General features: G+C 61.8%; 9 protein-coding genes. 5 read left to right on the forward strand and 4 right to left on the reverse strand.

What is annotated here, in order from left to right:
- Window positions 1–12: 12 nt before the first annotated feature.
- Complete coding sequence (locus JOF28_RS13070) at window positions 13–1,320, reverse strand: FAD-dependent oxidoreductase (RefSeq protein WP_209706141.1); 1,308 nt, start codon at window positions 1,318–1,320, stop codon at window positions 13–15.
- A 231-nt stretch (window positions 1,321–1,551) separates the two neighbouring features.
- Here JOF28_RS13070 and JOF28_RS13075 point away from each other — a divergent pair, with 231 nt between their 5' ends.
- From JOF28_RS13075 to JOF28_RS13095, 5 genes are all read left to right on the forward strand, one after another.
- Window positions 1,552–2,772, forward strand: coding sequence for a cytochrome P450 (locus JOF28_RS13075; RefSeq protein ID WP_209706143.1), 1,221 nt, complete (start codon window positions 1,552–1,554; stop codon window positions 2,770–2,772).
- An 85-nt stretch (window positions 2,773–2,857) separates the two neighbouring features.
- Window positions 2,858–4,345, forward strand: a complete 1,488-nt coding sequence (locus JOF28_RS13080; protein ID WP_245189974.1) for a glutamine synthetase family protein — start codon at window positions 2,858–2,860, stop codon at window positions 4,343–4,345.
- Window positions 4,342–5,061 carry a substrate-binding periplasmic protein gene (locus JOF28_RS13085; RefSeq protein ID WP_342452177.1) on the forward strand — a complete coding sequence of 240 codons (720 nt, stop codon included), beginning with the start codon at window positions 4,342–4,344 and terminating at the stop codon, window positions 5,059–5,061. Before JOF28_RS13080 ends, JOF28_RS13085 begins: the two co-directional genes overlap by 4 nt.
- Window positions 5,061–5,780: a gamma-glutamyl-gamma-aminobutyrate hydrolase family protein gene (locus JOF28_RS13090; protein WP_209706145.1), complete on the forward strand. Its 720-nt coding sequence runs from the start codon at window positions 5,061–5,063 to the stop codon at window positions 5,778–5,780. The genes JOF28_RS13085 and JOF28_RS13090 overlap by 1 nt, the downstream gene beginning before the upstream one ends.
- Window positions 5,777–6,535: a type 1 glutamine amidotransferase gene (locus JOF28_RS13095; protein ID WP_209706147.1), complete on the forward strand. Its 759-nt coding sequence runs from the start codon at window positions 5,777–5,779 to the stop codon at window positions 6,533–6,535. Before JOF28_RS13090 ends, JOF28_RS13095 begins: the two co-directional genes overlap by 4 nt.
- Here JOF28_RS13095 and JOF28_RS13100 read toward each other — a convergent pair.
- Genes JOF28_RS13100 through JOF28_RS13110 form a run of 3 tightly spaced genes read right to left on the reverse strand, consistent with a single transcriptional unit; the run spans window position 6,532 to window position 11,766 of the window.
- The gene (locus JOF28_RS13100) at window positions 6,532–7,257 is read right to left on the reverse strand and encodes a cache domain-containing protein (protein ID WP_209706149.1); all 726 of its coding nucleotides are present in this window, start codon (window positions 7,255–7,257) and stop codon (window positions 6,532–6,534) included. The genes JOF28_RS13095 and JOF28_RS13100 overlap by 4 nt on opposite strands.
- Complete coding sequence (locus tag JOF28_RS14845) at window positions 7,254–8,036, reverse strand: FadR/GntR family transcriptional regulator (protein ID WP_209706151.1); 783 nt, start codon at window positions 8,034–8,036, stop codon at window positions 7,254–7,256. Before JOF28_RS14845 ends, JOF28_RS13100 begins: the two co-directional genes overlap by 4 nt.
- Before the next feature lie 16 nt (window positions 8,037–8,052).
- A complete protein-coding gene (locus JOF28_RS13110) occupies window positions 8,053–11,766 on the reverse strand; it encodes a multifunctional oxoglutarate decarboxylase/oxoglutarate dehydrogenase thiamine pyrophosphate-binding subunit/dihydrolipoyllysine-residue succinyltransferase subunit (RefSeq protein WP_209706153.1) in 3,714 nt (1,237 codons plus the stop codon).
- Window positions 11,767–11,991: the final 225 nt, after the last annotated feature.

Here is an 11,991-nt window from a genome sequence, read left to right on the forward strand (position 1 = left end):
TTTCGTGTGGGGTCATGCTCGTGTGGTGGTGGCCGTACCGCGAGCGATCGCGGCCATATGATGATGATCTGAAAGTTTGCGTCGCACGCGCCCGGCGGGAGCATTCTCACGCTCATGGGCATCGAGAACGAGCCAATCGGTGTAGTCGACAGCTTGGGCCTGAACCGAAGTGGATAGGCCAGAGAAACCGTGCTTGGTAGTCGAAGGCACGATGGAACCGGCACTCAAATCTGTGGCAAGTTCTTCGGCGACGGACTTGGCGCAGGCACGATTCTCGGGAATTGCTCCGTGCGGGCCTCGCTTGGCCCACCCCGTGCGGTACAGACCAGGTTCGACGCGGCCGGATTCGCTGCTGGACGCAATCGCGTGCAGTAGCGGCGCGGGGTGATCCGCGGCGTCAAAACCGATTGCAGTGATGACGGAAGTGGCTGGCACCGTGACTGAGCCGTGGGCTGAAGATAGCTCAATTCCCGTAACCTGTGCGGCGTTATCCGCGGCACTGATGATGCGCTGCGGAGTCGCACCGAAGCGCAAGGTTACGCGGGGGCCCGGCTGCGTGCCCCGCGCGTCAGATACGAGATCTGTCAACGCGGCGACGCGAGCGGCCGCCGTGCGGTCGAGCTCGAGGTTCGTGTCGGGGGCGATTGCGTCGGCGGAAATGTAGGTCGCCCGTGCGAGCGCCGCCAGCTCCTTCCACATTTGCGGATCGCCTTTTGATCCTGCGGCATCTGATCGACTGACGAGCGTAATGTGCTCGGGTGGGGCCGTGAGATACGGTTGCAGCGCGGAGTCTGCAACGTCGCTGGCCTCGTAATCGTCTGCGCCCTTGACGAGGAAACGCAGTAGATCCAGCGCCACGTTACCGGCGCCCACGATAACGATATCGGTGCCCAGTGCGGGGAGGGTTGCCTGCTCATCGGGGTGCGCGTTGAGCGTGCGGGTAATGGTGCCGGCGCCGATGACTCCGGGAAGATTTGCGCCGGGGATCCCTAAAGTGCGGTCGGCGCTAAGGCCTGTTGCGATGACCACCGCGTCAAAGTTGGCGCGCAGATCTTCGAGGGTGAGATCGCGCCCCACCTCGATATTGCCTGCAAATCGGACTGCTTCTGACTGAAACAACCGCTCGAACTGGCGCGTAATGGCCTTCGTGTGCTGGTGGTCGGCAGCGACACCGTAGCGAATCAACCCGAAAGGTGACACTAGCCGGTCGAACAGCGTCACGGTGCTTTCAGGAACCGACCGCAACAACGACTGCGCAAAATAGCAGCCAGCCGGGCCGCTCCCAACAATGGCGACATGGGGGGTCGGGGTAGTTGACATCTCTCACAGCTCCTTTGCGTGAAATCCGGGTGCACCGTCGCGCCACGGTTTGATGAGATTAGCTCCAGTGTAACCGTAAAGATTCTACTTGTGAATGATTTATTCTTGTTTGTCCTCAATGAATCTGCAAGTTTGTTTTGGGTACTTGCGAAATAAAACATTCACGGATAGTTTATTTGCTAACGGGCCGCTCGATGGATGAGCGGATACGAGTTCGACAAGGGAGTACGAATGACCGCACAGACGACGCAAGACGCAGCGCCGTACCTCGATATCGCGTCGCCTGAGTTCGCGATGAACTCAGAAGCGGTGCGCGAGGCTCGCGAGCGCAGCTGGTACGCAAAGACCAATTACGGTTATGGCGTGCTGCGCTACAAGGAAGTCACTGAGCTGCTGAAGCACCCCAGTCTGAACCAGGGCAGCGCAAAGTGGCCCGACCACCATGGTGTGCACTCAGGCGTGTTTCACGAATGGTGGGCCAAGAACCTGCTCGTGCTCGAGGGGGAAGAACATCACCGCATTCGTCGACTACTGAACCCGGCTTTCTCACCGACGGTCGCCCGCCGCTTGGTGCCAGAGTTTGAAACTGTTGCTCAGGAACTCATCGACCAGATGAAGCAGAAGCTTGACGCGGGAGAGCAGATCGAATTCGTTGCAGACTTTGCTGAGCCTTTCGCCACTCGCGCGCTGTGCGCCATGATGGGGTTGCCTCACGAGCACTGGGAGTTCATTGCCTCTCGCGCGAACACGGTAGGTCTGGCGCTGAGCGTTTCGGTTAAGGACGATATCGAGCAGGTGGATGAGGCCGTACAGGAACTGTATGACTTCGTCGCGAAGCTCATCACCGAGCGTCGCGAGACCCCGGGCGACGATGTTATTTCGCGCCTCGTGCAGTTCTCAGAATCAGGCGACAAACTCAGCGATGCCGAGCTGCGCAACGCTATTGTGCTGATGCTGTTCGGCGGTATGGATACGACACGTAACCAGCTCGGGCTCATCCTGCAAACCTTCATGCGCAACCCTGATCAGTGGGAGCTGCTGGCTTCTGACACGGCAAAGTACACGAAGCCGGCGCTTGAAGAGGGGCTGCGCGTCAACCCCACCACGCGCTGGGTTACCCGCGAAGCCAACGAAGACTTCGAGTTCAACGGACTCGCTATCGAGAAGGGAACCACGGTGCACCTCTTCACGATGTCGAGCGGCACCGACCCGGCGGCCTTCCCCGACCCCGACATCAACATTGATGCCGACAGCCGGCTGCAGCACCACACCTTTGGTGGCGGCGTGCACCACTGCCTCGGCCACTACATCGCTCGTGCAGACATGAGCGTGGCAATCCCGATGCTTGCCGAGAACTTCACCAACATCACCTGCCCCGGCGGCGATGAATGGCTGCCTGACTCGGGTAACCACGGCCCGATCCGGTTGCCGCTCACTCTTACCGTGCGCTAGCGCCTAGGGATCTTGGTCCGCAAAGCCGCAGGCCAAGATCCCACTTCGAATTACAGCAGTACCTTCCAACGATGAAAGGAACACCATGCCGAACCTCATTGCAGACAGCCTGCCCAATCTTGAGATTCCTGATTATCTGACCGAGCAGTCGGACTACGCCACCGGCGGCCGTTTTGGCGCTGCATTGCGCGAGATTCTTGCCGATACCACCGCATTTGCCCGCCACCAGGAAGCCAACCTCCAGCCCGAGGTTGTTGAAGCGATGGGCAAGAAGATCCGTGATAACGGCGTAAAGTACATTTACTTCATGCTGCCGACCCTGGGCGCTCGCACCGTGGCTAAGGTGGTGCCTGCAGAGCACTACGAACGCATGCTGCGCAAGGGCATTGCCTTTCACCGCACCGCTCTCACCGACCTGCAGACGAGCCGCGAGGGCGAGCTCATCGGCGGCGGCGTAGACGCCCACGAATTCTGGGGTCTGCCCGACCCCGAGACCTTCCAGGTGCTGCCGTGGGACACCGAAGTCGGCCGTGTATTCTGCACCGCGTACGACCCGCCTCACCTGGGCAAAGATGGCGGCCGCATGATTCCGCTTGATACTCGTGCACTGTTCAAGGCAGCCCATAAGGGCTTCACTGAGCGCACCGGGCTCGAGCTCCGTTCGGGCCTTGAGCCCGAGATGACCTGGACCGGCCCCGGCATCGAAGCAATCTCGAAGGAAGATCAGAGCCCCGCATACCAGGTCGAGAACCTTGAGAAGATGCGCCCGGTGTACAAGAAGCTGTACGCCTACGCACAGGCCCTCGACTTCGACATGATCCAGGGCGACTACGAAGACGCCGGCCAGATCGAGTTGAACTGGGAGTACGACCGCGCCGATCTCACGGCCGAGCGTATGACTACCTACCGTCAGATTTGTAAGCAGGTTGCACGCGAGCTGGGGCTGCAGGCCAGCTTCATGCCCAAGCCGTACAACGGCAAGATGGGCAACGGCTGCCACCACAACCTGAGCCTGTGGCGCGTGAGTGACGGCGTCAACGTGGTCGAGGACGGCCGCGTCGAACTGCACGCGACCGACACCGCACGCCACGCTATCGCCGGCATGCTGCTGCACACCCCGGGCTCAATGGTGGTGATGGCCTCGACCGTCAACTCCTACAAGCGCTTCTGGGATGCCGGCCAGTTCGCGCCCTCAGGTGCTGACTGGGGCCTCGATACTCGAGGCGTTGCCATCCGGATCTCAGCCAACGGGCGCATGGAATACCGTCTGCCCGACGCGAGCGTCAACCCGTACCTGTCGCACCTGTTCTTGCTCGCTGCCATCGAGCACGGGCTCGAAGCACAGCTCGATCCGGGCGATCCGGGACAGCCGAGCGCTCTGCTCGATAACGTCGTTGTGCCCAACACCCTGGGCACCGCGATCGAAGCTTTTGAGCAAGATGAATACCTCATGGGGGCGATCCCCGAAGAGCTGAGCCGCATCTATGTGCAGCTGAAGCGCGACGAATGGGCACGCTACTGCGGCCAAATCACGCAGTGGGAGTTTGATCAGTACTGGGAGGCAATTCCGTGAGCACCGAAACAACCGTTCAGACCATTCGCCTGGCGTGCATCGATTCAGAGGCGCTGCCGCTGTTTGCGAAGAGCGTCGATGGGAAGACCCGTGAAGGGTACGAACCCGAAGCTGCAGCGCTCGTCTTCGGGCGCCTCGGCGCCATCATCGAGTGGGTCATGGTTCCTTGGGAAGACATGATCCCCACCGTGCGCAGCGGTGATGCCGACGCCGTGTGGTGCGGCCAAGGCATGACCGAGGAGCGCGCGTCGCTCGTCGACTTCACGACGCCCTACGCGGTGTTCAACGAGTCATTGATCGTGCGCGCCGCTGATCCGGCGCGTTCAGTTGAGCAGCTCGCCGGGTACCGCATCGGTGCGATCACGAACTCGACGAATATGAAGCTGGCCGAGACGTTCCCCGACGTTGAGCTCGTGAGCTTCGGCGCAAGCGATGACGTGTTTGGCGACATGATTGAAGCCACACGGTCGGGCGCGATCGACGGATTCGTAGACGACGATGTCGTCATGATTCCGCTCGCCGATGAAGACCCCGACTTCGCGTTGGCGTTCAACGTGATGACGGGAAATCGCTGGGGGATCGGTGTCGCTCCTGGCAATGATGAACTGCGTGCAGCCATCAACGGTGCACTGCAGGAGGTCATTGCAGACGGCTCGCTCGAGGCCGTATGGACCAAGTGGATGCCGCTGCTGCCGTTTCCGCTGCAGGCCGCATAATGCACGAATCAGGATTGGCCCCGCGCATCGGGGTCACGGGAATGCTGTCGAACCAGATCCACGGTTTGCGGTTCGAGGGGAGCGCAGTCGCGGCTGCCGTGCTGCGCTCCGTCGTGCAGGCGGGCGGTGAGCCCCTCACGCTATTTGCTGAGGGGGCATCGCCCGCCGAGGCCCGGCTTCGAGGGCTCGACGGGCTCCTCGTACCGGGCGGGTACGACATTGATCCGGCACGCTATGGGCAGGAAGCTGACCCGAGCACCTGCCCGGCAGACTTCGCCGTACAAGATCAGTTTGAGGCCGACATGATCGCCGCCGCGATCAAGCTCGGCATTCCGGTACTCGCGATCTGCCGCGGGTTTCAGCTTCTGAACGTGGAGCACGGCGGCACGATGGTGCAGGATCTCGCCGCAGATAGTGTGCACCGCAACTCGGTGCACGAGGTTCTGCTTGAGCCCGAATCGGCGTTGGCCGAAGCGGTCGGTACGACAACCCTGCCAGTGTCTTCATACCACCACCAGGCCGTTGACCAGATTGGGGAGGGCTTACGGGTTGTGGGCCGCGCCCCCGACGGCATCGTCGAGGCGCTCGAACACGACACTGCAGAGCTCATCGCGGTGCAGTGGCATCCCGAAGACACTGCAGCAACAGAGCCGCAGCAGCATGCGATTTTCACCTGGTTTATTGAGCGGGCGCGCGTCTTTGGCGGAGCAACGGTATGAGTGGCGCGCGTGTGCTGGTGGTCGAACACCAGGGCAACGCCGGGGTTGGGTTGGCGGGTCAACGGCTCGCCAACCTCGGCCTCGAGCTGCACACAGTCGGCCCGGCAACGGGGCGGCCAGTGCCCGAGTCTCTCGACGGATTCGACGCGCTCGTGGTGCTCGGTGGCTCGATGGGCCCGACCGAGGATGAAGCCGCACCCTGGCTGCCGGCCACCCGCTCGCTCCTGCAACAGAGCGTTGAGCAGGAGCTACCGACCCTGGGCATTTGTTTAGGTGCACAGTTGCTGGCCACCGCGACGGGCGGCCGCGTGCGCGAGATGCCCGCGGGACCCGAAGTCGGACTGAACGATGTAGCCTTTCACCGAGACATCTCTGCAGATCCAGTCTTTGGGGATCTCGCGGGTGCAACGGTGGCCGCTGTGCAGTGGCACTGGCTCGAGGCAGAAACGCTACCGGCCGATACGCAGCTTCTCGCTTCAAGCCCGGCCTGCGCCAACCAAGCATTTCGGGTGGGTACACGGGCCTGGGGCGTGCAGTTTCACCCAGAAGCGCTCACTCAAACAGCGCGAGGCTGGGCTGATGAGGATCATCAGAATCTCACGAAGCTAGGGCTCGACGACGACGCACTGGTCGGCGCGATTCAAGATGCGTCACCCGAACTCACCCGCATTTGGGGCGCAGTAGCCGACCGCTTCGCTGCGGTGGTTACTGAGTCTGTAGCTCGAGAAACCGAAGGTCCCGGATCCGGATCCTAGAGCGACGCTTCGCCGGGAAGCGCGTACAACAGCTGCAGGCCCATGGCCTGGGGGCTGAGCGCTTCCCTGGCGTAGCCGGGGAGCGAATCCGGCACATAATCGCCGGGCAGGAATTGGGCACTCGTGCCAAACAACACGTTTCCGTGGTGGCTGAGGAGCACAAGCTCTTGTTCGCGCTGCTGGAGCAACGGGAGTAACGCCCTCTCGAGGTCTTCTAGCTGAATATCATTGCCGACCGCGCCTAAGCGGTTGCCATTAACCACCGCCGGTACGGTGAGCGTCAACACGTACGACTCCACACCGAGGTAGTCGATGTATGGGCCCACGAGTGCAGATTCGCCCTGTTCGAACGAGCGCACAAACCATTCGTGTTGCTCGTAATCGTAGTACCGGTCAGCGCCAGGAACGACGCCGAATGAGTACCGAGCGAAGCGGGCGTCGTCTTCGCGCACCCACCACTCCAGGTGACCGTTCTCCGTGCCCAGCGCTGAATGCGCAAAGATCAGGCCGCAACCATCGATGTGTTCATTGTTCAGCAGGAACTGGGCCGCAACTGTCTTGAGGCGTCGCCTTGCTGACTCGCTGAGGTCAAGGATCCCGTTGTCATCAAGGTGCATCTTGGCAAGCATTTCAACGGCGAGCGCGTCGATGGCGAGCAAACGCTCGGCGAACCAGGTCTCGAGCCGCTCACGAACGGCCGGCAACGTGATGAGATCGGTCATGCGGTCAGCTCCTGTTCCGACTCGTTCGCGGCGAGGGAATGAGCTCGATTCAACGCGAGTTTGCCCGCGATAATGAGGCGCATATTGTCGTGTACGTGTTTGACTGCGAGCCGCTGAGCTTCTTCAGCCTGACGCTGCTCAATCACGAGCGCGAGGGCCACATGCTCAGAAAACGCGTTCTGTACTGAGGCCCGACAAATATCTTCACACCACAAAAACGGTGCGAGTTCTGACTGCAAACGTCGTTCGGACGCGAGCAGGCGGGGGGACTGGCTTAGCACGGCCACCTCGAAGTGAAACCGGCTGTCTGCCATTGCACGGTCCCGCACACTGCGGGCCTCACGTGCCTGAAACGCAAACTCCGCGAGGCGGGTGCGCATTTGTGGGGGAGTGCGTTCAGCAGCAAGCCGTGCAGCCATGCCAGACACGGCGGCTTGCTCATCAAAAAAGTCCCGGAGTGCGACGAGGCTGGTATTGCGGAGGGATTCCGTCAGCATGTCGGACGTGGGAAATGGGGCCTCAACGATGAACGTGCCACCGTTGCGACCCCGTCGGGTTTCAACCACTCCTTGCGCGCGCAGCGTTGCAAGGGCCTTGCGTAGCGTGGCCACCGCAACACCGAACTGGCTCGCCAGTTCGGCTTCGGTGGGCAGCCGTTCACCCACAGTCAACATGCCAAGCGAGATCGCCGAAACGATGCGCCGGGCGATTCCGCTGACCTGAGGGCCAGCGGAATCGACCTCGCTAGGAACGTGGCTGCCTAACGGCTGCTGCTGCACTACGCTTCGTCTCGAACTACTCGTCGAACTTCAGTGCCCGCGCGATGAGCGCTTCCTGCTCAACCGCGTGCACCTTTGCCGAACCCGTTGAAGGCGCAGCCGATGCCGTACGCGAGACCACTGAGATGCGGTCGTTCGCAAGGTGCTTCGACAGTTCGAGCGAGATGAAGGGCCAAGCGCCCTGGTTCTCAGGCTCGTCCTGCACCCACACCAGGCTGGCGCCCGGGTACTGAGCCAGCACGCGACCCAGCTGCGGGGCGGGAACCGGGTAGTACTGCTCGATGCGCACGATAGCGATGCGAGGATCGGGGTTCTTGTCGAGTACCGCACGCAGGTCGTAGTAGACCTTGCCCGAAACGAGGAGTACTCGCTGCACTGCCGACGCATCCGTGATCTTGACATCGTCGATCACCGGCTCGAACGCGCCATTCGTGAAGTCCTCCACCGGCGACGATGCTCCGCGCAAACGCAGCATAGACTTCGGGGTGAACACGACGAGCGGCTTGCGCGGCCGTGCATACGCCTGGCGTCGCAGCAGGTGGAAGTAGCTCGCCGGAGTCGAGGGTTGCGCCACCGTCATGTTGCCTTCAGCACACAGCTGCAGGTAACGCTCGATGCGCGCCGACGAGTGGTCAGGGCCCTGGCCCTCGTAGCCATGCGGCAGCAACATCACGACCGATGACTGCTGGCCCCACTTCTGCTCAGCCGCTGCGATGTACTCGTCGATAACGGCCTGCGCCGTGTTTGCAAAGTCGCCGAACTGTGCCTCCCACAGCACGAGTGCGTCCTCGCGCTGCAGCGAGTAACCGTACTCGTAAGCGAGCGCCGCGTACTCCGACAGCAATGAGTCGTAGATCCAGAATCGTGACTGCTCCTCCGAGAGGTTGAGCAGCGGGATCCACTCCTGGCCATTGGCACGGTCGTGGAACACAGCGTGACGCTGCGCGAACGTGCCTCGCCGTGCATCCTGACCCGCGAAGCGCACCGCGGTGCCCTCCATGAGCAGTGAACCGAGCGCCAGCAGCTCGCCGAAGCCCCAGTCGATACCGCCCTCGCGGCTCATCAATACACGCTTGTCGAGCAGCTGCTGCAGCTTGCGGTGCACCGTGAAGCCCTCGGGCTTGTTGCCGTGTGCATCGCCGATGCGCTCAACAACGCTGCGATCCACAGCGGTCTCGAGCGGCGCGGGGGCTGCCTCGGTGCCGCTGTTAGCAGCTGCGATTCCTGAGGTGTCGATGATCGGAATGGAGCCGGTCTGCGCTGCGTGGGTCTCCTGGAACGCCCGCTCGAGGCGATCCTGGAAGTCCTGCTTCGACTTCTCGTACTCTTCTTCGGTGAGGTCACCGCGACCCACGAGTGCGCTCGTGTAGAGGCGCCTCGTTGACCGCTTTGCCTCAATGAGGTCGGTCATGAGGGGCTGCGTCATCGAGGGGTCATCGCCCTCGTTGTGGCCGCGTCGGCGGTAGCAAATCAGGTCAACGATAACGTCAACGTGGAACCGCTGGCGGAACTCGTAGGCGAGCTTTGCCACGCGCACGACCGACTCGGGGTCGTCACCGTTCACGTGGAAGATCGGCGCCTGAACAACCTTGCCCACGTCAGACGAGTAAATCGCCGAGCGTGAGTCAGATGGCAGCGTGGTGAAGCCGACCTGGTTGTTGATGATGATATGGATCGTGCCGCCAGTGCGGTAACCGCGCAGCTGCGACATCTGCATCGTCTCGTACACGATGCCCTGGCCGGCCATAGCGGCATCGCCGTGGATGAGAATCGGCAGCGTCGTGAACGAGCCAATCGGCTTCAAGTCCTGCTTCGCGCGCACAATGCCCTCGAGCACGCCGTTGACGGTCTCGAGGTGCGAGGGGTTCGCGGCCAGGTGGATCGGTACCTGAGTGCCGTTGGGTGCGGTGAATACCCCTGAGGTTCCGAGGTGGTACTTCACGTCGCCCGAGCCCTTGTTGGCGGTCTGCGTGCCCTCGAACTCACGGAAGATCTGGCCGTAGGTCTTACCAGCGATGTTCGAGAGGACGTTCAGGCGGCCACGGTGGGCCATGCCCATATCGACGCTGTCGACGCCATCTTCTGCGGCATCGATGAGCATGGCATCGAGCAGCGCGATGACTGACTCGCCACCCTCGAGGCTAAAGCGCTTCTGGCCGACATACTTCGTCTGCAGGAACGTCTCGAATGCCTCGGCCTCGTTGAGCTTGCTCAGAATGCGCATCTGCTCATCGCGGTCGGGCTTGGCGTACGGCACCTCGAGCTGGGTGCGCAACCACAGGCGCTGCGCCGGATCTTGGATGTGCATGTACTCGATGCCGATCTTGCGGCAGTACGAGTCACGAAGCACGCCGAGGATGTCGCGCAGCAGCATGGTGCGCTTGCCGCCGATGCCACCGGTCACGAACTCGCGGTCAAGATCCCAGAACGTTAGGCCGTGCGACTCGATCTCAAGGTCGGGGTGCGTGCGCTGCACGTACTCGAGCGGATCGGTGTCGGCCATGAGGTGACCGCGCACGCGGAACGAGTTGATGAGCTCCTGCACGCGCGCCGACTTATCGACGGCGCCCGAGATATCCACGTGGATATCTGAAGCCCACTGCACGGGCTTGTAGGGGATACGCAGAGCCGCGAAGATCTCTTCGTAGAAGTTGTGCCCGCCGATGAGGCGCTGGTGCACGAGCTTCAAGAACTCGCCTGATCCGGCGCCCTGAATGACGCGGTGGTCATAGGTGCTTGTGAGCGTGATCGTCTTTGAGATACCGAGATCGGTGAGGATCTCGGGTGAAGCGCCCTGGAATTCGGCGGGGTACTCAAGCGCGCCTGCGCCGATGATGCAACCCTGGCCCTGCATCAAACGAGGCACAGAGTGCACCGTGCCAATGCCGCCGGGGTTCGTGAGCGAAACCGTTGCTCCTGAGAAATCTGCGGCCGCGAGCTTGTTGCCGCGTGCCCGCTTCACGAGATCTTCGTAGGCGGCGAGGAACTCGTTGAAATCGAGTGTGTCTGACTTGCGAATCGCGGGCACGAGCAGCGCACGCGTGCCGTCAGGCTTGGGCATATCGATCGCGATACCCAGACCCACGTGTGCGGGGGCCACTACCGAGGGCTTGCCGTCAACCTCGGTGTAGGCAACGTTCTGGCTGGGGAAGTCCTTGAGCGACTGGATGAGAGCCCAGCCGATGAGGTGAGTGAACGACACCTTGCCGCCGCGGCTGCGGCGCAGGTGGTTATTGATGACAATGCGGTTGTCGATCATCAGCTTCGCGGGGATGGTGCGCACGCTCGTGGCGGTCGGAACCTGGATGCTCTGATCCATATTCTTGGCCAGGGTGCGTGCCATGCCCTTGAGCGGGGTGACAACGTCTTGCGTCTCGGTCTCGGGTGCCGCTGCAGTGCGACTCGCGTCTTTCGCGCGCGGCGCGTCAGCAGGGATCGGGGCCACTCGAGGAGCGGCATTTGTCGTGCGTGCCGGCTGCGCGGGGGTAGTGATGGGTGCAGTTGCAGGTGACGACGATGTAACCGGCCCCGTTCCCGACGGGGGTGCTTGGCCACCGCTCTGAGCCATCGCAAGGGATGCGCCATATCTCTCAAGTACCGGCCACCATGACTGGTCAACCGAGTTCTTGTCGACCTGGAATAGCTTCCACATGTCGTCAACCAACCACGCATTTGCGCCGAAATCTCCTGCGGGACCAGCTTCTGCGTTGGTCTCCGTGCGCTCCGCCAAAGCGACGTCCTCTCATTTTGTGAATCTCAACAGCAAAATGTAACCCCGGGTCTCGGCGTCACAGCCGTACATATCAAGCCTACGCCTTTTTAGCTTCGCGTGAAGCGAAACGCACGGCTGTTTTTCCAGTCTGAACTGATAGTCTGATGAGCGCTATGGACTCAGACCCACGAAGACCCTCAGACCCTCCGAGTACCTGCCGCGCATTGACGCGGCTCATCATGA

Source organism: Leucobacter exalbidus, from assembly GCF_017834145.1.
GTDB lineage: Bacteria > Actinomycetota > Actinomycetes > Actinomycetales > Microbacteriaceae > Leucobacter > Leucobacter exalbidus.

Excerpts from the sequence above, each read along its gene's own strand:
- JOF28_RS13070 (WP_209706141.1), bottom strand. The coding sequence starts at position 1,320 with ATGTCAACTACCCCGACCCCCCATGTCGCCATTGTTGGGAGCGGCCCG.
- JOF28_RS13075 (WP_209706143.1), top strand. The coding sequence starts at position 1,552 with ATGACCGCACAGACGACGCAAGACGCAGCGCCGTACCTCGATATCGCG.
- JOF28_RS13080 (WP_245189974.1), top strand. The coding sequence starts at position 2,858 with ATGCCGAACCTCATTGCAGACAGCCTGCCCAATCTTGAGATTCCTGAT.
- JOF28_RS13090 (WP_209706145.1), top strand. The coding sequence starts at position 5,061 with ATGCACGAATCAGGATTGGCCCCGCGCATCGGGGTCACGGGAATGCTG.
- JOF28_RS13095 (WP_209706147.1), top strand. The coding sequence starts at position 5,777 with ATGAGTGGCGCGCGTGTGCTGGTGGTCGAACACCAGGGCAACGCCGGG.
- JOF28_RS13100 (WP_209706149.1), bottom strand. The coding sequence starts at position 7,257 with ATGACCGATCTCATCACGTTGCCGGCCGTTCGTGAGCGGCTCGAGACC.